Origin of the sequence: Caballeronia sp. dw_19 (assembly GCF_018449515.1) — a bacterium.
Lineage (GTDB): Bacteria > Pseudomonadota > Gammaproteobacteria > Burkholderiales > Burkholderiaceae > Caballeronia.
On the sequence record NZ_JAAVUQ010000021.1, the window covers coordinates 21,850 to 41,920 of the forward strand.

Sequence of the window (20,071 nt, forward strand, 5' to 3'; positions counted from 1 at the left end):
AAATGGAGACAACAATGACCGCCCAAGCGGACGTGAAACGTTACGAGCTGCTGATTGGTGGCCAAGCAGTGGCGCCCGGTGGAGGCGCGTATTCCAGCATTATCGATCCATCGACGGAGACGCCGATAGCGAGCGTTGCCCAGGGCACCGCAGCGGATGTCGACCGTGCCGTGCAGGCGGCGCGCGCCGCGTTGAAACCGTGGAACGCAATCAGGGCGTCCGAGCGCGGCCGGATCCTGATGCGCTTTGCAGAATTGATGCGCACGCATCAGGATGAAATTGCCGCGGTAGAAAGTCTCGACGCCGGCAAGCCGATTTCCGGCGTACGGCGCCAGGATGTACCGGCTGCCATCGACACCCTCGCGTATTACGCGGGCTGGTGCGACAAGATCAATGGGCAAGTGGTGCCCACGCGCCCGGATGCGCTGACGTACACCGTGCGCGAACCGGTCGGCGTGGTCGCGGCCATCGTGCCGTGGAATTTCCCGTTGATGATCGGCATGTGGAAGATCGCCCCCGCGCTTGCGTGCGGCTGCACGATGGTCGTCAAGCCGGCGGAGCTGACGCCGTTATCGGCGTTGATGCTCGGCCGTCTCGCGCTGGAAGCCGGTGTGCCGCCGGGCGTACTCAATATTGTTACCGGCAAGGGCTCGGTGGTTGGCGACGCGCTCGTGGCGCACCCGGGTGTGGACAAGGTTACGTTCACCGGTTCGCCATCGGTCGGGCGGGGAATCTTGCAGGGCGCGGCGGTCAACTTCAAGCGGGTAACGCTTGAACTGGGTGGCAAGTCCGCCAACGTCATCTTCGCCGATGCCAATCTCGATCAAGCGGCACGCGCGGCTGCGTCGGGGATATTTTTCAACGCAGGGCAGGTGTGTTCGGCAGGCTCGCGTGTCCTCGTCCAGCGACCGGTCTATGACGACATCGTCGAACGTCTGGCGCAGCGGGCGAAGTCAATCACGCTGGGTGATCCATCGCAGAAAGAGACGTCCATGGGGCCGCTTATTTCCGCGAAGCAGATGCAGACGGTGCTCGATTACGTGGACATTGGGAAGAGCGAAGGGGCGTCGATCGTGTCGGGGGGCAGGCGTTGGGGCGAGCGCGGCTATTTTGTCGAGCCCACGGTGTTTGCCAATGTCGAGCACGAGATGCGCATCTCGCAGGAGGAGATCTTCGGCCCGGTGGTCAGCGTCATTCCCTTCGATGACGAAGCCGATGCCGTACGCATTGCCAACGGGACGTTATACAGCCTCGCGGCGGGTGTGTGGAGCGCGGACATAGGCCGGGTGCACAGGATGGCGTCAGCGCTCAGGGCCGGCACGGTCTGGGTGAATACGTACGGTTATACGGACGTGCGATTGCCGTGGGGCGGCTCCGGCGATTCAGGCTTTGGCCGCGAGCACGGGGATGTGGCTATCGAGAACTTCACGGAGCCTAAGAGCGTGTGGGTGTCGTTGGCGCAATGAGGCTGGATGCAACGAGAAGAGGGGCGGGTTGATTAACCCGCGCCCTTTGAGAGCTTGGTACCTGTCAGGCGCGAACAACTCTACGCGACAAGCGACAAGCCTCAAGCGGCTTGCGCGTGTGGGCTGTCGCAATCCGGCCGCCACATCTGTGCGCCGCGCGTGTCGTCGGCGCGGGCGATGGTCGTGGCACGGCACGCTTCGTAATACGCGTTCTTCCTGCTCACGATGGCTTCGCACAGGAACTCCGCGCTGTACGCCTTGAGCAAGTGTGGGCAATGCAGTTCGATGTACTGCGCAATGCGCGCCTGATCGCTCGCAGCGTGCGCCAGCGACCGAAGTGTTTCGACGTCCCAGCGGAACATCAGGTCAAGTTCTTCGAAGGCGCTGTTGTAGGCGCAAAGCTGGGTCTGGAGTTCGCGCGCATCGGCGATCGTGGTTTGTGAACGGTTCATGGTCGTCTCCTTGTTAGCCATGAATGACAGCGTGATGTAGCTGCGTGGCTTAACTGCAGGATAGAAAGAACCATCCATATACGATAGTCACTTGTTTTAAGCCTAACTATTAAAGATACCTAATAGATGGTTTACCCGATATGCGTGATGGCCGAGATTTGCGCCGCCCCTTCTTCGATGAGGAATTGCTTGAACGCCATCGCCACTGCCGGAAGCCGCTTGTTATGACGATGCACGAGATACCAGTTGAGCATCACGGGAAAACCCTCTATGTCGAGCACGGCCAGCCGTCCGATCTGCAGCTCCATGCTGACCGTGTGCGCCGACAGGAAGCTGATCCCCATGCCGGCAATGACCGCCTGCTTGATGGTTTCCGTGCTGGTGATTTCCATGGCGATGTTGAGCTGCTTGAGCCGTCCCGCGAAACCTTCTTCCATCGAATTCCAGGTGTCGGAGCCGCGCTCCCTGACGATGAACGGTTCTTCCGCCAGCGACTCCAGCGCAATGTTTTTCTTGCCCACCAGCGGATGATCAGGCGGCGCCACGATCACGTAAGGGTGCGGGGCAAACGACACGTTCTCGGTGTCCATGTCCTTCGGCGGGCGGACCATGATCGCGAGGTCGGTGAGGTTGTCGGTGAGCTGGTGCAGCAGTTCTTCGCGGTTATGAACGGCCAGATTCAGCTTGACGTCCGTATTGCGTTTGGTGAATTCGGCCAGCAGGCGCGGGAAGAAATAATCCCCGGCGCTGATCACGGCCACGTTCAGCGTGCCTCCGGAAATACCCTTGAGTCGCGCCATGGCGTCGTCGGCTTCGCGGAACTGTTCGAGGATCGCGCGGCTGTGGTGAAGCATCTCCTGGCCGGCCATCGTCAGGTAGATCTTCTTGCCGAGCTGCTCGAAAAGCGGCAGTCCGGCGTGCTCCTCAAGCTGCTTGACCTGCGTGGAGACGGCCGGCTGGGTGAGGTAGAGCTCTTCGGCGGCGCGCGAAAAGCTGAGCCGCCGTGCAACGGTTTCGAATATTTTCAGTTGCCTAAGCGTCGCATTACGCATCATGACGGATGTCCACCTATAAACGATCCTTAATTTATACAATAAATTTTTCTAACTTTCCCTAATCGTTTTTCTGCCGCAGGATGCTTTCAACGTGCGGTAGTTTCGTAAGGTGCACGCGGGGAGAGGGCAGCAGTAGAGGCGTCCCCTGAATTGTCCCCATAAACATCAGAACATTGGGAATCGCTTAAAAATGATTCTTCTTTTCACCGCTCTTACTTTTACGGCCCGCAGGACGGGCATGGCCGTATCCGGCAGCACACGCCACGAACACGTTCCCTGACCGACCAAGACCCTCTCACACCGTCGAGTAAGACGCGGTGTGCCGCAGTCGATTGAGTAATCGACGAAGCAGTCGATGAAGCAGCCGATGAAGCTGTTGATTACGCGCCGTACGAGCGCTGAAACATAACGGAGACAGACATGGCAAACGCAGCGACGGCACCGGCCGCTGGTCAGCCCAAAATGGGGTGGCACAATAATCGGTGGGCTCAGCTCGCCATCGGCATCATCTGCATGGGGCTGGTCGCCAATCTGCAGTACGCGTGGACTTTGTTCGTAGTCCCGATGGATGCGAAACATCACTGGGGCCAGGCGGCGATTCAAACCGCGTTCACCATTTTCATTGTCACGGAAACCTGGCTGGTGCCGCTGGAAGGCTGGCTCGTCGATAAATTCGGCCCGCGGCCGGTCGTGATCGGCGGCTCGATCTGTGCGGCGCTAGGCTGGATCATCGATGCAAACGCGACCAGCCTGATCCATCTCTACATTGCGGCGGTGATTGCCGGCGTGGGCGCGGGTTGCGTGTATGGCACCTGCGTGGGCACGGCGCTCAAGTGGTTCCCGGACAAGCGCGGCCTCGCTGCCGGTTTGACGGCGGCGGGTTTCGGCGCGGGCGCGGCGGTCACCGTCATCCCCATCTCGAACATGATCCAGCGCTCCGGTTACGAACACACTTTCGTGTTCTTCGGCATCTTCCAGGGCGTCTGCATCCTGCTGCTCGGCATGTTTCTGGTGCGTCCGAGGCCGCCGGCTTATGCTGTTCCGGCCAAGCGCGTGGTGGCGTCGAAGATCGACTACACGACAGGTCAGATGGTGCGCTCGCCGCTCTTCTGGGTGTTGTACATGATGTTCGTGTTCGTCGCGGCGGGCGGCGTGATCGCCACGGCGCAACTCGGTCCGATCGCGAAGGAATACGGCTTCGCGAAGATGCCGGTCAACCTGCTCGGCGTGACCTTGCCCCTCCTGACCATGGCGCTGTCGATCGACAACCTGTGCAACGGTTTCACGCGTCCGCTCTGCGGCTGGATCTCTGACAAGATTGGCCGCGAGAACACCATGTTCTTCATCTTCATCGGTGAGGGCGTTGCGTTGCTCGGTCTCATGGAGTTCGGCCACAACCCGTATCTGTTCATGTTCTTCGCGGCCATCACGTTCCTGTGCTGGGGTGAAATTTTCTCGATCTTCCCGGCCACGTGCGCCGATACCTTCGGCAGCAAATATGCCGCCGCCAACGCCGGTACGCTCTACACGGCGAAGGGCACGGCTTCGATGCTGGTGCCGCTCGCCTCGGTGCTGTCGGCCATCGGCTCATGGGACGCGGTGTTCATCGCGACGGCCACCATATCGATTGCGGCTGGCTTGTGCGCGAAGTTCGTGCTCGCGCCGATGAGAAAGCGCTGGATCGATAACACGGTGGCCGAGTCGAGCCGGCTCGATGCCGCGACGTTTCAGGCTGCCTGGACAGAAGCGCCGCGCAACTCGTCGGCACAATGACCCGTAGCCAGACTGATGCCGTGCAGGGATTGAAGGCGTCCGGCGTGTCGCTGCAGCAGTTACGCCTGTTCGTGATCCTGGCGCAGCATCGGAGTTTCACGCAGGCGGGCAACGCGCTCGGGGTCACGCAGTCGGCGGCGAGCCGCAGCATCAGGGAGCTGGAAGACCTGCTTGAGATGAGGTTGTTTGACCGCACGACTCGCCAGGTCGCGCTCACCGATACCGGCCGCGCGCTGCTCCCGCGCATTGCGTTACTGGTCGATGAACTCGAAGTGGCGCTGCGTTTCGGGCGGCAGGTTTCCACGGCTGAAAACGGTGTGGTGTCGATAGCGAGCAGTTCCAGCCTGGTTGCTTCGGTGCTGCCGGCGCTGCTCTCATCGTGCCGGGCGAGCTACCCCAATATCGCGCTGACGTTGCATGATGCACCGCAGGGCAGGGTGCTCGAACTCGTGCGCGCCGGCGATGCCGACATGGGTTTGCTGACCGGCTCCCTGGACGATAGTAATCCTGATGATATCTGCGATCTATCGACGCAAACGCTTTTCTCCGAGTCCCTGTGCGCGATCTTGCCGGCGCGTCATACGTTGGCATCGCACGCCACGGTGCGATGGCGCGACCTGATCGGTGCGAGTTTGTTCCTTCTCGACGACGACACCAGCAGTTTCGACGTCATCGCGCGTGCGCTCGATGAACACGGCGCGTCGAACATCAGGCTTCAGCGGCTGACCCAGGCCGCGAGCGTCGTGCAGATGGTTGCGGCGGGACTTGGCATTGGCATCCAGCCGATGCACGCAGGCGCAGCCTCGGCTCAAGCGCTGGTGCAACCGGTGCCGCTATGGCCGCCAGTGACGCGAACTGTTGCGCTCGTGAGGCGCAAGAGCCGCACGTTGCCAGTGCAGGCAGCGCGTATCTGGACGCATGTCGTTTCGTCCTATGATGAAGAACACAAGCCGTTGCAAATCGCTAACGCCTGATCCCAATCCACCGAAATATCCGAAGCGCGGCTCCTTGAAAAAGAGTCGCGCTTTTTTCTTGCGCTTTCTCCGTTGTTATCCAATACTGAATCTAATATGTTGTATATCAGAAGAGAGAATGGTCCAGGAGACGACAATGAAAATTTGCATTTACGGTGCCGGCGCGATCGGCGGTTACATGGGTGCACAACTCGCCCGTGCGGGAGCGGATGTGAGTTTCGTCGCGAGGGGGCCGCATCTGGCTGCCATGCAGGCGAACGGCGTGCGCTTGCAGATCGAGGGGGAGGAGCACACCGTCAAGGTCCGTTGCACGAACAATCCCGCGGAACTCGGGCCGCAGGATTATGTGGTGATTGCGCTCAAGGCGCATTCGGTGCCTGGCGTGGTGGACTTGATGCAACCGCTGCTGGGGCCGGATACCGCGGTGGTCACGGCGGTGAACGGCCTGCCTTACTGGTATTTCCATGAGCACGGCGGCGCGCTCGCCGGCACCACGCTGGAAAGCGTCGATCCGGGCGGCCAGCAATGGCAGGTGCTCGGACCGGAACGGGCGATAGGCTGCGTGTTGATTCCCGCCGCCGAAATTGCGGAGCCCGGCGTGATCCGTCATGTGTATGGCAAGAAATTTCCCATCGGCGAGCCGAGCGGGCGGGTGACGCCGCGCCTGCAAGCGTTTCACGACATCATGAGCGCCGCCGACATGGAAGCGCCGATGCGCGACAACATCCGCGACGAGATCTGGCTGAAGCTATGGGGCAACCTCTGTTTCAACCCCATCAGCGCACTGACAGGCGCCACACTCGACGTGCTTACCAGCGATCCGGCAGTGCGCGCACTGTCACGCAGAATGATGGAGGAGGCGCAGGGCATTGCCGAGCAGCTAGGCGTTCGTTTTCGGGTGGATGTGGAAAAGCGCATCAACGGCGCGGCCGCGGTCGGCGCTCACAAGACCTCGATGTTGATGGATTGCGAAGCGCGCCGGCCCATGGAGATTGATCCGATCGTGACCGTCGTGCAGGAAATCGCCCGCAAGCTTGCCGTCGACACGCCGATGATCGACGCCGTGCTCGCGCTGATCAAGCTGCGTGAAGGCGTCAACCAGGGAACGGCCAAACCCGGTATCAAAACGATTGAATCCTTCACGCGTTCGCAAAAAGCCGCTTAAACTGCGAACACAGAAGAGCTGTTGTTTCTGATATATCACATACGAAATATGTTGCGTTGCATTGCAACGCAACATATACTGAAGGCTCTTGGAGTAAACCACTAGGAGCCGGAAATGAGCATCGCTTTATTAGTCGTGATCGGAATTGCCTTGGTAGCGGGCGGTGTGGGTGTGACGTTTGCACTGGCATCGGTGGTGCCGCAGGACGTGTTGCAGCGCGCGCAGGACAATGGTCGGTACGCTGGGTTGACGGCGGATGACCAGGGCGGCAGCACGGGTACACGGGCGACGACGGGCGGGCGGAACCTGGGACATCAAACCATCAATGCCATCTGATACTGAAGTTGCTGCAACCCCGGCGAGTCTTCTTGAGCCGCGGGCGGAAGGTAAGCCTGTTGGCGTGACGCTTTCGCTGGCGCCGATCAACGCGACGGTTTCGTTGCGCGATCAGGCTTATGCGCGACTGCGCCAAGCTATTTCCGAGGCGGACATTTATCGTTCGCGGGAAGAGATCCGGCTGGACGAGAAGGATTTGACTGAGGCGCTGGGCGTGAGTCGTACACCGATTCGCGAAGCCATGACGTTGCTCGAGCAGGAAGGGTTTCTGCGAACGGTGCCGCGTCGTGGGATTTATATTGTGCGTAAGACCAAGCACGAGATTGTCGAGATGATCAATATGTGGGCCGCGCTGGAAAGTATGGCGGCGAGGCTTGCGACTCAGCGCGCGACCGATGCAGAGATTGCAACGTTACGGCACATGTTTGACCATTTTCAGAATCAGGCGCCGGCCGAGCATATTGAAGAGTATTCGGAGGCGAATATTGCTTTTCACCAGGCGATTGTGCAGTTGAGCAAGTCGCAGATCATCTTCGATACGATCAAGAATATTTTTGTGCACGTGCGCGCGATCCGGAAGATGACGATTTCGCAAAGCGATCGGGCGGCGAGGTCGATTGAAGACCATATGAAGATTATTGAGGCGCTTGAAGCGCGGGATACTGAGTTGGTCGAGAGGCTGGTGCGGCAGCATTCGCTGGATCTGGCGGCGTTTGTTGAGGCTAATTGCGATTTTCTTGACTGAAAGTAGGGGTTTGTTCGCACTTGATTTGGGGCTGGGGGGCGGGGTTGGTCGGTTCTGGGGTTGCTAGGTTCTGGGGTTAATGGTCGGGGTCAATGCCGGGTTGGTGCTTTCCGTGTTAGTGGTCTGCGAGAGTCGGATTTTCTCTTTATCACTATTAGCCACTGTGCGTGGCGGCACGTCATTTCTTTGTCCAAAGCGACAAAGAAACGAAGCAAAGAAAGCGCTTTAACCGCTCTACCCTAAGTGTCCACAGCGTGCAGTCTTCATTCATAGGTGCCCCAAAAGCACGGTGCTCGCCAGAGCGAAGGATGTTTGAACCCCTCCTTCTCCGAACACGGATACCCACACGCTTCGCCACCAGTGATTGAACCTGCCTAAGGGGCACCCCGCGCTATCCGCGGACAACCTCCCTCCAAATTGTTATGTATAACGAACTACTTCGAAACGAAGTGGCAAAATTGTTCAGGCTTGTTCAGACCGTAACCCACGAAAATAAGCGTGCGGACCACACCGCTAACCCACTAAGACATGAAGCAGTAAAGACGCGTGAGGCCGTGCAGGTTCCTTGGCAAATGTGCTTGCCCGAGAGCGTACGGGGCGAAGCGTGTTCGTGTCAGGGTTCGCGAGAAGGAGGGTTTCACACATCCGTGGCTCTGGCGAGCACCGTGCTTTTGGGGCACCTATGAATAGAAACTGCACGCTGTGGACACTTAGGGTAGCGCGGTTAAAGCGCTTTCTTTGCTTCGTTTCTTTGTCGCTTTGGACAAAGAAATGACGTGCCGCCACGCACAGTGGCTAATAGTGATAAAGAGAAAATCCGACTCTCGCAGACCGCTAAGGCCGAAAGCACCAACCCGGCATTGACCCCGACCACTAACACTGAAAGCACCAACCCGGCATTGACCCCGACCACTAACACTGAAAGCACCAACCCGGCATTAACTCAAACCGCTGCCCCATAGCCCGCACACCCCAACCTGCGATAAGCCCCACAAACCCGCCACACTGCCGGGCCTCGCCATCTCCCGCACTGCAACATCAAACACCATCATCGGCTATTGCGCCAGCATCTCCGGCCTACCGCATCGCACAACCCACCGCGTGCCACGCAAAATCACTTGACTAATACTGTGTATAGAATATTGTATATCACAGCGTCAGCACTTAAACCCATTGCCATGAGGGTCCTCTCCATCTACAGAAGCGGAGAAAAACAGCCCATCATGTTCAGCGCAATACGAAACAGAACAAACCCGAAACAGAACAAATCCACAACACCAAAACCCGGCATGGCCCACAGTCCGCTAAAAAGGGCATCACAAGTACCACGATATAAAACCTGCTAAAGGTTAGGAGACAGGCATGAGCAAAGCCCTCGACGGGGTGCGTATCCTCGATTTCACGCACGTTCAATCAGGCCCGACCTGCACGCAATTGCTTGCATGGTTCGGCGCCGATGTCATCAAGGTCGAGCGCGCCGGCGCAGGCGACATCACGCGCGAGCAACTGCGCGATATTCCCGACGCCGACAGCCTCTACTTCACCATGCTCAACCACAACAAACGTTCGATCACCATCGATACGAAGAACCCGGACGGCAAGAAGGTCCTCGAGTCGCTCGTCAAAAAATGCGACGTGCTGGTCGAAAACTTCGCCCCAGGCGCACTCGACCGCATGGGCTTCACGTGGGAACACATCCAGGAACTGAACCCGAGGATGATCGTGGCGTCGGTGAAAGGCTTCGGCCCCGGCCCCTACGAAGACTGCAAGGTCTACGAAAACGTCGCACAGTGCGCAGGCGGCGCAGCATCGACGACAGGGTTCGACGACGGCCCGCCGGTCGTCAGCGGCGCGCAAATCGGCGACTCAGGCACGGGCCTGCATCTGGCGCTCGGCATTGTCACCGCGCTCTATCAACGCAACGCCACCGGCCGCGGCCAGAAGGTGCTCGCGGCCATGCAGGACGGCGTGCTCAACCTCTGTCGCGTCAAGCTGCGCGATCAGCAACGGCTTGAACGCACGGGCACGATGAAGGAATACCCGCAGTACCCGAACGGCACGTTTGGCGAGGCCGTGCCGCGCGCCGGCAATGCATCGGGCGGCGGGCAGCCGGGCTGGATCCTGAAGTGCAAGGGCTGGGAAACCGATCCGAACGCGTACATCTACTTCATCACGCAAGCGCCAGTCTGGGGCGAGATATGCAAGGTGATCGGCAAGGAAGAATGGATCGATCATCCCGACTTCCGCACGCCGGCCGCACGGCTTCCGCACCTTAAAGGCATCTTCGCCGAGATCGAACAGTGGACGATGACCAAAACCAAGTTCGAGGCCATGGAGATCCTGAACCAGCACGACATTCCGTGCGGCCCGATTCTCTCGATGAAGGAAATTGCCGAAGACCCGTCGCTGCGCAAGACCGGCACGATCGTTGAAGTGGACCACCCGGTGCGCGGCAAATACCTGACCGTAGGCAATCCGATCAAGCTCTCCGACAGCCCCACGGACGTCGTGCGCTCACCTCTGCTGGGCGAGCATACGGACGAAGTGATGGCGGAACTCGGGTATTCGCCCGATCAGATCGCGACGTTGCGAAGCCTCGGGGCGATCTAGGTCAGGGCGCGCATCGCTGCTGGTTCCAGCTGTTGTTCTTCCAAGACGGCAGCACCACTTCTTCAGGGCTTTCAACGTGGCTAACTGGATACGTTTTTCCCGCGCCGATGGCGTGGTGGGCTTCGGCACGCTATCGGAAGATGGCAGGCGCGTCATGCAATTCGAGGGTTCTCCCTTTGACAGTACGGAGCCCGAGCCGACGGGTAAGGAATTGGGCATAGACGAGCTCACGCTGCTGGCACCCTGCCAGCCGGGCAAGATCGTCGCGCTCTGGAACAACTTCTACGCGCTATCGAAGAAGCTCGATAAAGCGCCGCCCAAACATCCGCTGTTCCTGATCAAGCCCGCACGGTCGGTGATCGGTACGCATGAGCCGATCCGCCGGCCCGTCAGCTACGACGGCAAGATCGCTTACGAAGGCGAGCTGGGCATTGTGATCGGCCGACGTTGCTCGTCGATATCGGTGGAGGAAGCCGAGGCTTCGATCTTCGGCTACACGTGCGTCAACGACGTCACGGCCGGCGAACTCCTTCAGGAAGATCCGAACTTTCCGCAATGGTGCCGAGCGAAGGGATTCGATACATTCGGGTGTGTCGGACCTTCGATCGCGACCGGATTCGACTGGCGTGCGGCGCGCGTGATCACCACGCTCGACGGCGTCGAGCGGCAGAACTATCCGCTCGACGACATGATCTTCACGCCCGCGGAACAGGTCAGCCTGATCTCGCACGACATGACGCTCGAACCCGGCGATGTCATCGCCTGCGGCACGTCGCTCGGGATCGGCTCGATCAAGGACGGCGCCGAGGTATGTGTCTCGATCGAAGGTATCGGGACCCTGGTCAATCGCTTGCTCTGATGCGGAGACATCAATGCTCGACGGTGCGTTGTGTGCGTTTGCAGTGATGGCGTCGATGCAGAGCCTGAAGGCGCCGGGTGCAGTCGCGCCCACGCGACGGCAGGCATTGCGCGATGCAACCGGCGTGGGGGCCGCGGTGATCGTCGCTTACGGCATGGCGACGGGATTCGACTCGACGCTCGTCGCGCTGGCCATCGCTGCGTTCGCGATGCTGACGCCGCGGTTAGGCCGGACCACGCCCGTATCGATGCAAAGCGCGCTGGCGCTGGCCGCGCTGGCGTCGGCATCAGCCGATCGTGTGCTCGGTTTCGACCCGGGCGCTTCGCTCGAGTTGACGGCGCTCGGCGGCGTCGCGGCAATTGCGTCGGTGTTCGTGCTGAGCCGTGTGCGCTTCGGGTTATCGAATGCGAAACTAACGAGCACGATGCACTTCGCCTGCGCCGCGTTGTGCACGGTGATTGCCTATACGGCAGGGTTCGAGGGCGGCGCGGTGGCGGTGGTGATCATCGGCGCAATGGTCGCGTTGATCGGCGCGTACCTTGCAATGGAGATGGCCGACCGCGCGTATCCGGTTTTTATCGCTGCATCGAATGGGTATGCCGCGTGTTCGGTGGTCGCGGCCGGCGTCGGGCTGGCAAATGGCGCGCTGGTGGTGACCGGCGTGGCGCTCGTGCTGGGATGCGTGGCGACGTGTACGAGTGTCAGGCCATCGGGTGCAGCGAGCGAGAAGTAGGGCCACGAGTCTGTGCCGTGGGGTTAGGGAATAGCGTGCTTCGGCGCGCTATTTGCGTTATGAGGCGAAGTTTTGTTGAGCCGAAAGGCGGACTTGGCGTCAAGGCGTTGAGCCGGGAGCGAATGGCGCGAGCGTGCCGCCACGAGGCTAAGGCGCGTTACCATAGCGACACGTCGCCAGATGCCGTGGCCGGTGACGTTCATGTCCCCGAGTCTCCTCCAGCCCGTCAGCCCATAAGCCGCCTTAGCCGATGATCGACGACACACGCAGCACCCCGGCACACGCAGCACCTGTTCATGCATCACGCTCTCGGCGGAACACGCTTGTACTGGCAGCGGGCTTGTCATTCGGCAGCGCGATCGCGCTGGGTCTCACGCGCTTCTCCTACGCACTCCTGTTGCCGGCAATGAAGGCCGACCTCGGCTGGAGCTTCGCGCAAGCCGGCGCGATGAACACCGCCAATGCGCTTGGTTACTTGCTTGGCGCACTCGCATTTCCATTTGTATCGCGTCGATGGTCCGTGGGTCTCTGTTTCATCGCGGGATGTATCTTGACGGCGGCGTTGATGACCATTGGCGGCCTGGTTTCCGATACCCATGCGTTGCTCGCGCAACGGGTTGTCACCGGTATCAGCAGTGCGTTGATTTTCGTCGGCGGCGGGGTGTTGGCCGCGCGTCTCGCAACGGCCCATCCACGCGATGCAGGTCTCGTGCTCGGGCTCTATTACGGCGGTGCGGGTAGCGGGATAGTCGTTGCGGCGCTGCTGGTGCCCATGACCACGTTCAGCGGTCCGCATGGCTGGCAATGGGCCTGGTTTGCGTTGGCCGCGGCCTGCGCGTTGGCGTCCATAGCGGCAATTGCCGCCGCTCGCAGGATCGAACACAGCGAACCCGTCCCGCCTGTTCCCGCTGCGCCACACGCTGCCTCGCCGCTGCGCTCGAGCACTTTGCCCTGGCGACGTTTCGGTTTCATGTTGGTCGGTTACGCGCTTTTTGGCGTGGGTTATATCGGCTACATGACCTTTCTTATCGCGCTGCTTCGCGCGGCCGGCATGAGCGCGGCAGTAGTGACCGCCTTCTATGTGCTGCTCGGTCTGGCAACGATTGTTTCCGCCCGGCTCTGGTCGGGGCTGCTCAACTGCATGAGCGGCGGACAGGCGTTGGCGGTCTTCAACGCGGTCCTCGCGTTTGCGACCCTGATGCCCGCACTGTTCACGCAACCGGCAGTGGCATTTGTATCGGGCGCGTTATTTGGCGCGACGTTTTTGTCGGCCGTGGCATCGACCACGGCATTCGTCCGGCACAATCTTCCTGTCACGCAATGGACTCGCGGAATCGGCGTGTTTACGATTGTTTTCGCTGTAGGACAGATTGTCGGGCCAATCGTAATCGGCTGGATCTCGGATGGCGCGGGCCTCGCTCGCGGGCTCGTGTATTCGTCCATCCTGCTTGCCGCGGGCGCTATTCTCGCGATGTTGCAGAAGCCATTGGACGTTTAAGGGTTCTTTAAAGACTCTGTTGACGCGATCTTCGGATGTAAGAAATACTTTGCATAGCTTAGTTATTCGCCACACGTAAAAAATCGCTCAACGCCTTTAAGCGGTGAGCGATTTTTGGAGCCTTACTTTTTTGACTCTGCGCTAAGCGATCAATCCGCAGCGCGGTCGATCAAGCCTCGATCAAATCTTAGTGACCGAAGTAAATCGAATGCTGCTCGTTGCCCGAGGCCGGCGCGACGGTGGTCCGCATACCTGAAGCCGATGTACCGCTGGTCGACGGGCCATACGCTTGTGCTGTTACTCCGTTCGATGCATCAACACGTTGCTGCGCGGCTTGAAGCGCTGCGGGGTAGTACTTGTCATTGCTTGACGGGCTATACCCGGCTTGTTCCAGTTGGACCAGTTGGGCGCGGACTTCCGCACGCGTTACAGGCGCGTTGTTGTCCTGCGCAAATGCGAACGATGGAGCCGCGAGAGCCGAAGCAATCAGCAGGGCGGGAATAAGTGACTTCTGTGACTTGGTCATGATGAGATCTCCATAGTTTGTTTTCGGTTTCGGAAGTCGTTGAGACTGAGTGCCTCTGTCTGCATGCGCTTCTCATGAAAACAAGTCTAGGCCGCCTATCAACGATTTGACACGATAGTTTCAGCGAAATATATTTGCTGTTACCGCAACAATGGGCGCCCTCCCTAAGGTGGTGCATAGTTGTTGGCCCTATTTCGGTAATAAATCTCCGAATTAACCGTTAGCCATTCGAATCAGCAATAAATGCTCGTCAGAGCGCGTTCGCCGCGCTCTGACCCGTTCGAATCAGGGCATGTCTTTCACGTAACACGGGTATTGCGCTTTCTGCGCACGAGCGGCATCAAGGTCGATCGTAACCACGCGCAGCGGCGTTGCTTCGCTGGTTTCCTCAAGCAGAACGCCCTCAGGCGACACCACGAATCCGGCGCCTCCAAACTGTTGGCCGAGTGCGCCCGGGCCATGCCGGTTCGAACTGACGAACCATGCACCCGACACGATGGCCGCCATCGTGCCCGCCGTTTTCCATCGCGACAGGGATATTCCGGCTGCGCGCGGCGTCACGATGAGGTCGGCGCCATCGCGGCCATACGCTCGCGCGCGGTCGTTGAAGAACAACTCGGTGCAGAGCAACACGCCCACCTTCACTTGTCCGACTTGCACGCAGTCGAATCCGCCCGCGCCACGCACGTACCACGCTTCCTCGAAGAAACCGGGCTCCTGCGGGAAGTATTTCTTGTGATGGATCATGCGATACGCATTCGATTCCAGTACGAACGCTTCGTTCGCAAGACGACCGTCGAAGGCCACCGGCCGCGATGAAATCACCGCTGCCGCGCCAAGGCTGCTCAATGCATCGAGGGCATGCTCATGCAGCGCGATGCTACGTTGCGCGGCTTGCGCATCGAAGCTTGCATGCGCTGCAAGCCACGGGCCGAACGGCATTTCGTTGGTGACTAAAATGTCAGGGCGGGCAGTTTCAACGGAACGACGAATGGCATCCCATGCCGGACCGGCCGGTTGCAATCCTTCGGGCCACTGTACATACGCAATGCGAGCAGTTGTCATGAAAGAGCAGTCGATATCACCAGGAAGGGTTACTGGGACGCGCGGAAGTGCTCGACCAGGAAGTCGATGAACGCACGAATACGCGCGGGTTGATTGCGGCGGCTTGGATAGTAGACAAACAGGTCCGCCGGCGGCAGCAGGAAGTCCGGCAGCACGACTTTCAGCCGGCCGCTTTCCAGGTATTTTGCGAGGTCCCATTCTGAGCGGATCGAGATGCCGTGTCCATCGAGCGCCCAGCCGAGCACGATGTCGCCGTCATTGCTCGAGAGCCCGCCGTGCACCTTGACCGACACCGTCTCGCCGTCGCGAGTGAAACGCCAGACGCCGTAGGCGTCGTCGTTTTGCCGGTGAAGGATAGTCCGGTGGCGCACAAGATCCGCCAGCGCGGTCGGGTTGCCGTGCCGTTGCAGATAGGCCGGCGACGCGCACAGAAAGCGTCGGTTCGACATGATGCGGCGCGCGTTGAGCCGCTTATCGGGTAACGCGCCGAAGCGGATGGCGAGATCGAAACCCTGCTCGACAATATCCACGGGCCGGTCGGTCACATCCAGTTGAACCTCGACCTGCGGATAACGCTGCACAAACGCGGATACGAGCGGCGCGATGGTCGTGCGGCCGAAGCCCAGCGAGGCATTCACCCGCAATATGCCGCGCGGTGCTTCGCGGCTACGCGATACGGCGTCTTCCATCTCGCTCACGGCGGCAAGAATACGCGTAGCGTGCCGCAGATACGTGTCGCCTTCGTCAGTGAGGCTCGCGCTGCGCGTGGTGCGGTTCACGAGCCTCACGCCCAGCCGCTGTTCCATCAGCGCGAGCCGCCGGGTGGCGGCCGGTGGCGTCAGGTCAAGCGCACGCGCGGCAGCCGACAAGCTGCCCAGGCGCGCCAGTTGAACAAAAAACTCGAGATCGGAGGTGACGTCGTTCTTCACTTAAACTGAATACGCTGTTGAGTGTTTCAAATCGATGGTCCATGACTTCAGTCAACGGGCCAGGCGTCTTACCTGACAAGGGTTTTAGCCCAATATCAATTTCAAAACCCCCATTTTAAATTCGAGTGGAATCCATCGATTTCAAGCGAAATGTGAGCAAGCTTCTGGCAAGCGGTGGCGCTGGTCAAATCCTGAAATTTTCCGTCCCCGACAAATGGCTTCGCGATGAAACCGCACTCACCCATCGCCGACTCGAAGTGTACAAGAACCTCTGGACCGAACCGGAGCGCTTGAACGTTGCGCCGGGTTTGCGCCTGCTCGTTGCAGGGGAAATGAACAAGCCGAACAAGCCGAGATCGGCGCATTCGAGTCCGGAGAAAACAAAATAAGCCTTGATTGAACCGCATCTAATATTCAAGACGGCGTGGCTGAGCGCGGGAACATCCCTTGCAAGTTGAAATGAAAACGAAAACAAAAACTCGCCCTTAGGTTAGGACGTTTCGTCCAAACATAGCTGAGCCCGCCGACGTCAAGCTTGCAAGCAATAAAGCTACGCCCGTAGAAAGGTCTAAAAAAGCCGCGCCTGGTCAGAAAGGTCATGGCTGCGTCAGGTTTGTGCCATCTGCGTTGCGTATGCTTGGAACCGGAGCAATCGTAAGGAGGGCAAATGGAATCATTCCCGCTTTTCATTGTTGGCTCGCCACGGTCTGGAACAACCTTTCTTTGTTCCGTCCTGAACGCGCATCCGCTCATTCAACTGACCAATGAGTGCCGGGTCTTCGCGTTACTCAAGGACATGCTGGACGTTGGCAGCAATCGTCCCGACTTGTTGAGTCCGGCCTGCCGTGACCGCTTTTCCACTTTCAGCCGTCGCACGCTTGGCGCGTGGGTTGAACGCTTTTATCGCGAAGAGATCGAGATAACGGCGCCCATCTGGGGAGATAAGCATCCGTCCTACGCCGACCCGACGGTGCTCTCCGGCCGGACAGGCTCGATCGAACGCTTGCCACGTTCAGGATCGTGTCTGGGCTTGATACGTGAATTGCTGCCGCAAGCGCGCTTCATTCATATCCATCGCGATCCTCGCCACGTTGCCAATTCGCTGCTGCACAAGCACTGGATTGGATCTATCGAAGATGGGATACGTGTCTGGGAGCAATATGTGGGCGAGATTATCGAATTTTTCGAAGAGATCCCGGCGGACCTGGCCCTGACGGTTTCGTATCGCACGGTGATCGAGGACCCGGGCGCGACGGCGGCGAGTATGGGGCAGTTCCTCGGCCTGGCGGATGCGTCACCGATCAGCGACTTTCTTATGTCGCAACGTCACGCCCCGACGCCGTTCAGTGATCCTGTTACCGATATTGCCGATCTCTATGTCATTCCTCGTGCGTCGACGGGTGGCGACAAACTCCTAGCCCTTGCGGGAACGACGGCGACACATCTGGGATATGCGACTGCGTAACGGGATGCGCGCGGCTTGCCCATGCGGCAGCCGCGTCGCGACGCACTGCCGTACCGAAGATCCAAAAGAAAATAACGGTAAGGTAACGTAGCCGGACCCCGCTGCGTAAGTCCTCAGCCCTCCATACTCCTGATTCATAAAGCCCGCGCGTTTCGCGACTTCTCCAGTGCGTTTCGCGACGCATACGGCCGATCCGTCGCAAATCGCTGGAGACGGACACGCGTTGGAGCGAATATTTGCCTGTCGCAAGGAATTGATGTCCGGCGCCGGCCGATAAGGCGACGCCGAGATACCAACCCCGTACTTTGATCCGTTTCGAGAAAAGTGTGGAATAAATCCTGGGTCCCTGTGTTTGCCCTCATATAGACAGGCGTGAGGCAAGCAGACGGGACCGGACGAGAAGAGTTGCGGTTAGCTATCACGTTCCATACCGAGGATAAGTTGCCATTCAGTTAGGAATGCGATGTGAATGAATGTCTGCGCCCGAACATAACAGATTGGTAATGATCGCATCGCTTTTTTAAATCACGGGAGGATCAGACTGCTTCTGAGTCACCTGAAAGTAGTTTCAACCGGATTATGTATCACCCGCTGACAGGCGTTCGTGCCGCTCAGTTAATTTAACTTAATAGAGGAGTCTTAATCATGTCGAAGCTTTTTGTTGGTATCGCTTTCGCCGTCGCCACCCTTGGTGCTCCGGTTCTCAGCTTCGCCCAGTCGAATGCACCGCTCACGCGTGCAGAAGTTCGCGCTGACCTCGTTCGTGTCGAGAAGGCCGGTTATACGCCGGGCGCTAACGACATTAACTACCCGTCGGACATACAGGCGGCTGAAGCCAAAATCGCTGCGCAAAACGATCCGCAACTGGCAAACCAGGCCGTTGGCGGTGTCGCGGAGAACGGCAGTTCAGCGTCGGGTGCGCCGACACGTTTGGCGACCCATACGGCAACCCATACGGCGATGCAGTCCGACTGCGTCGGTCCGGTCAGCTTCTGCAATGTGTTCTTCGGCAGCTAAGTGCGCCGGTACGGATCCTGTGCCATGTGCCGGCGTAAGCAGGATCCCCGCTTGTTCTGCTTGTAGAAATAGACAGCTTGATAGACGAGTGCGTCGCGCAGCCCCGCGCGGTGACGGATCAAGCCAGCTATTTTTTAAATTGCATCCCCCTTATTTCAACCCCTTAATTTCACCCCCTATTAATGGAGTTTCGTCGTGAAGATCTTGCCTTTCGCTGCATCTGTTTTGTCCCTGTCCGCTTGCGTGTTCGCCTCTTCCGCAGCAATGGCGCAGGACGCCCAACCTGCCACCACCGCGATCAAGAACATTGTCCTGGTACACGGCGCGTGGGTGGATGGCTCGGGCTGGAAGCCGGTCTATGACATCCTGACCAAGGATGGCTACCACGTCACCATGGTGCAGGAGCCGCTGACCTCGCTCGACGACGATGTCGCCGCCGCCAAACGCGTGATCGACCTGCAGGACGGCCCGGCCATTCTCGTGGCGCACAGCTATGGCGGCTCGATCATCACTGAAGCCGGTGTCGATCCGAAGGTGGCCGGCCTGGTGTATGTGGCCGCGCATGCGCCGGCCGTCGGCGAGGACGAGTCCGATCTGGGCAAGAAGATGCCCAGCTATACGTCGAAGCAGCCGGGCGCGATCAAGAAGACCGACGACGGTTATACGTACCTGAATCCGGCGGATTTTCCGAAGGACTTCGCTGCTGACCTGCCGCTCAAGCAAGCGCAGCTCGAAGCGCAATCGCAGATCCTGACGGCGGCGAAAGTCTTCTCCGCGCCGATGACAGTCGCCGCGTGGACCACCAAGCCGAGCTGGGGCATCGTGGCCGGCGCCGACAAGATCATCAATCCGGATCTGGAGCGCTTCTATTACCAGCGCGCCCATAGCCACACCACCGTGCTGGCGGGTGCAAGCCACTCGGTCTATGAATCGCGTCCGAAGGAAGTGGCCGCGGTGATCGAAGACGCAGCGAAGCACGCCCAGCAGTAACACGCCCAGCAGTAACACGCCCAAGGGCAGTCAGATGCGCGGTCGCGTCGAATGGCGCGTCCGCGCATCTGACTGTCCGTTTTCGGTAGACCAACGAGGGCAGCCACAATGAAGCGACAGAACGCCTGGAATTGCCCAGCGCCGCCTGGGTTGACGTTTCGCGGCCGCTGCAACGGGGCATCTTCATCGATTTGATGATTTCATGATCTTTCGTATCCAGGCGTATCCCGGCCTAACCGGCAACTGACTTGCGTTCCGCGATGGTGAGGAGACCTTTCGCGACTTGTCACGCCGCTTCGTCGCAATGCGCTGGTGAGTCGTGCGCAGGATGTCCAATATACGCACCGGAGAAAGCGAACCCGCTGTCTCCGGGACGCGGCCCTATCGGTGCGGTAAGCCGAGTGAAAGCGGGA

19 protein-coding genes are annotated in these 20,071 nt (G+C 59.4%); 14 read left to right on the forward strand and 5 right to left on the reverse strand.

The window, feature by feature from the left end; genetic code table 11:
* Nucleotides 1-14: 14 nt before the first annotated feature.
* A complete protein-coding gene (locus HB376_RS24780) occupies nucleotides 15-1,466 on the forward strand; it encodes an aldehyde dehydrogenase family protein (RefSeq protein WP_213766324.1) in 1,452 nt (483 codons plus the stop codon).
* Nucleotides 1,467-1,567: 101 nt separating this feature from the next.
* Here HB376_RS24780 and HB376_RS24785 read toward each other — a convergent pair whose 3' ends face one another.
* Both HB376_RS24785 and HB376_RS24790 read right to left on the reverse strand, forming a co-directional pair.
* Nucleotides 1,568-1,918 (reverse strand): hypothetical protein, encoded by a 351-nt coding sequence (locus HB376_RS24785; protein WP_213766325.1) that lies wholly within the window; start codon nucleotides 1,916-1,918, stop codon nucleotides 1,568-1,570.
* Nucleotides 1,919-2,049: 131 nt separating this feature from the next.
* On the reverse strand, nucleotides 2,050-2,970 hold the full coding sequence (locus tag HB376_RS24790) for a LysR family transcriptional regulator (RefSeq protein WP_213766449.1): 921 nt from the start codon (nucleotides 2,968-2,970) through the stop codon (nucleotides 2,050-2,052).
* 423 nt (nucleotides 2,971-3,393) lie between these two features.
* On the opposite strand from HB376_RS24790, the gene oxlT reads away from it, so the two are divergent.
* From oxlT to HB376_RS24835, 9 genes are all read left to right on the forward strand, one after another.
* Complete coding sequence (oxlT, locus tag HB376_RS24795; RefSeq protein ID WP_213766326.1) at nucleotides 3,394-4,746, forward strand: oxalate/formate MFS antiporter; 1,353 nt, start codon at nucleotides 3,394-3,396, stop codon at nucleotides 4,744-4,746.
* Nucleotides 4,743-5,720 carry a LysR family transcriptional regulator gene (locus tag HB376_RS24800; protein WP_213766327.1) on the forward strand — a complete coding sequence of 326 codons (978 nt, stop codon included), beginning with the start codon at nucleotides 4,743-4,745 and terminating at the stop codon, nucleotides 5,718-5,720. Before oxlT ends, HB376_RS24800 begins: the two co-directional genes overlap by 4 nt.
* A 136-nt stretch (nucleotides 5,721-5,856) precedes the next feature.
* Nucleotides 5,857-6,885 (forward strand): 2-dehydropantoate 2-reductase, encoded by a 1,029-nt coding sequence (locus HB376_RS24805; RefSeq protein WP_213766329.1) that lies wholly within the window; start codon nucleotides 5,857-5,859, stop codon nucleotides 6,883-6,885.
* Between the two features lie 114 nt (nucleotides 6,886-6,999).
* The gene (locus HB376_RS24810) at nucleotides 7,000-7,221 is read left to right on the forward strand and encodes a hypothetical protein (protein WP_213766330.1); all 222 of its coding nucleotides are present in this window, start codon (nucleotides 7,000-7,002) and stop codon (nucleotides 7,219-7,221) included.
* Complete coding sequence (locus HB376_RS24815; protein WP_213766451.1) at nucleotides 7,211-7,966, forward strand: GntR family transcriptional regulator; 756 nt, start codon at nucleotides 7,211-7,213, stop codon at nucleotides 7,964-7,966. The genes HB376_RS24810 and HB376_RS24815 overlap by 11 nt, the downstream gene beginning before the upstream one ends.
* Nucleotides 7,967-9,328: 1,362 nt before the next feature.
* Nucleotides 9,329-10,576 (forward strand): formyl-CoA transferase, encoded by a 1,248-nt coding sequence (gene frc, locus HB376_RS24820; protein ID WP_213766332.1) that lies wholly within the window; start codon nucleotides 9,329-9,331, stop codon nucleotides 10,574-10,576.
* Nucleotides 10,577-10,652: 76 nt separating this feature from the next.
* Nucleotides 10,653-11,435 (forward strand): fumarylacetoacetate hydrolase family protein, encoded by a 783-nt coding sequence (locus tag HB376_RS24825; protein WP_213766333.1) that lies wholly within the window; start codon nucleotides 10,653-10,655, stop codon nucleotides 11,433-11,435.
* Between the two features lie 13 nt (nucleotides 11,436-11,448).
* Nucleotides 11,449-12,168 carry a hypothetical protein gene (locus tag HB376_RS24830; protein WP_213766335.1) on the forward strand — a complete coding sequence of 240 codons (720 nt, stop codon included), beginning with the start codon at nucleotides 11,449-11,451 and terminating at the stop codon, nucleotides 12,166-12,168.
* Nucleotides 12,169-12,418: 250 nt separating this feature from the next.
* On the forward strand, nucleotides 12,419-13,666 hold the full coding sequence (locus HB376_RS24835) for a YbfB/YjiJ family MFS transporter (protein WP_213766336.1): 1,248 nt from the start codon (nucleotides 12,419-12,421) through the stop codon (nucleotides 13,664-13,666).
* A 187-nt stretch (nucleotides 13,667-13,853) separates the two neighbouring features.
* Here the strand turns inward: HB376_RS24835 and HB376_RS24840 are convergent, their stop codons facing one another.
* The 3 genes from HB376_RS24840 to HB376_RS24850 form a co-directional block, all read right to left on the reverse strand.
* Nucleotides 13,854-14,192 carry a DUF4148 domain-containing protein gene (locus HB376_RS24840; RefSeq protein ID WP_213766337.1) on the reverse strand — a complete coding sequence of 113 codons (339 nt, stop codon included), beginning with the start codon at nucleotides 14,190-14,192 and terminating at the stop codon, nucleotides 13,854-13,856.
* A 285-nt stretch (nucleotides 14,193-14,477) separates the two neighbouring features.
* Nucleotides 14,478-15,257 (reverse strand): carbon-nitrogen hydrolase family protein, encoded by a 780-nt coding sequence (locus tag HB376_RS24845; protein ID WP_213766338.1) that lies wholly within the window; start codon nucleotides 15,255-15,257, stop codon nucleotides 14,478-14,480.
* Between the two features lie 29 nt (nucleotides 15,258-15,286).
* On the reverse strand, nucleotides 15,287-16,186 hold the full coding sequence (locus tag HB376_RS24850; protein WP_213766339.1) for a LysR substrate-binding domain-containing protein: 900 nt from the start codon (nucleotides 16,184-16,186) through the stop codon (nucleotides 15,287-15,289).
* A 152-nt stretch (nucleotides 16,187-16,338) separates the two neighbouring features.
* Between HB376_RS24850 and HB376_RS24855 the strand changes: the two genes are divergently transcribed.
* From HB376_RS24855 to HB376_RS24870, 4 genes are all read left to right on the forward strand, one after another.
* Nucleotides 16,339-16,575, forward strand: a complete 237-nt coding sequence (locus tag HB376_RS24855) for a hypothetical protein (protein ID WP_213766340.1) — start codon at nucleotides 16,339-16,341, stop codon at nucleotides 16,573-16,575.
* Between the two features lie 278 nt (nucleotides 16,576-16,853).
* On the forward strand, nucleotides 16,854-17,651 hold the full coding sequence (locus HB376_RS24860; protein ID WP_213766341.1) for a sulfotransferase: 798 nt from the start codon (nucleotides 16,854-16,856) through the stop codon (nucleotides 17,649-17,651).
* A gap of 645 nt (nucleotides 17,652-18,296) precedes the next feature.
* Nucleotides 18,297-18,668: a DUF4148 domain-containing protein gene (locus tag HB376_RS24865; protein WP_213766342.1), complete on the forward strand. Its 372-nt coding sequence runs from the start codon at nucleotides 18,297-18,299 to the stop codon at nucleotides 18,666-18,668.
* Between the two features lie 195 nt (nucleotides 18,669-18,863).
* A complete protein-coding gene (locus HB376_RS24870; RefSeq protein WP_213766344.1) occupies nucleotides 18,864-19,658 on the forward strand; it encodes an alpha/beta fold hydrolase in 795 nt (264 codons plus the stop codon).
* Nucleotides 19,659-20,071: the final 413 nt, after the last annotated feature.

Excerpts from the sequence above, each read along its gene's own strand:
- HB376_RS24780 (WP_213766324.1), top strand. The coding sequence starts at position 15 with ATGACCGCCCAAGCGGACGTGAAACGTTACGAGCTGCTGATTGGTGGC.
- HB376_RS24800 (WP_213766327.1), top strand. The coding sequence starts at position 4,743 with ATGACCCGTAGCCAGACTGATGCCGTGCAGGGATTGAAGGCGTCCGGC.
- HB376_RS24840 (WP_213766337.1), bottom strand. The coding sequence starts at position 14,192 with ATGACCAAGTCACAGAAGTCACTTATTCCCGCCCTGCTGATTGCTTCG.
- HB376_RS24860 (WP_213766341.1), top strand. The coding sequence starts at position 16,854 with ATGGAATCATTCCCGCTTTTCATTGTTGGCTCGCCACGGTCTGGAACA.
- HB376_RS24865 (WP_213766342.1), top strand. The coding sequence starts at position 18,297 with ATGTCGAAGCTTTTTGTTGGTATCGCTTTCGCCGTCGCCACCCTTGGT.
- HB376_RS24835 (WP_213766336.1), top strand. The coding sequence starts at position 12,419 with ATGATCGACGACACACGCAGCACCCCGGCACACGCAGCACCTGTTCAT.
- HB376_RS24810 (WP_213766330.1), top strand. The coding sequence starts at position 7,000 with ATGAGCATCGCTTTATTAGTCGTGATCGGAATTGCCTTGGTAGCGGGC.
- HB376_RS24805 (WP_213766329.1), top strand. The coding sequence starts at position 5,857 with ATGAAAATTTGCATTTACGGTGCCGGCGCGATCGGCGGTTACATGGGT.
- oxlT (WP_213766326.1), top strand. The coding sequence starts at position 3,394 with ATGGCAAACGCAGCGACGGCACCGGCCGCTGGTCAGCCCAAAATGGGG.
- frc (WP_213766332.1), top strand. The coding sequence starts at position 9,329 with ATGAGCAAAGCCCTCGACGGGGTGCGTATCCTCGATTTCACGCACGTT.
- HB376_RS24845 (WP_213766338.1), bottom strand. The coding sequence starts at position 15,257 with ATGACAACTGCTCGCATTGCGTATGTACAGTGGCCCGAAGGATTGCAA.
- HB376_RS24790 (WP_213766449.1), bottom strand. The coding sequence starts at position 2,970 with ATGCGTAATGCGACGCTTAGGCAACTGAAAATATTCGAAACCGTTGCA.
- HB376_RS24815 (WP_213766451.1), top strand. The coding sequence starts at position 7,211 with ATGCCATCTGATACTGAAGTTGCTGCAACCCCGGCGAGTCTTCTTGAG.
- HB376_RS24830 (WP_213766335.1), top strand. The coding sequence starts at position 11,449 with ATGCTCGACGGTGCGTTGTGTGCGTTTGCAGTGATGGCGTCGATGCAG.
- HB376_RS24785 (WP_213766325.1), bottom strand. The coding sequence starts at position 1,918 with ATGAACCGTTCACAAACCACGATCGCCGATGCGCGCGAACTCCAGACC.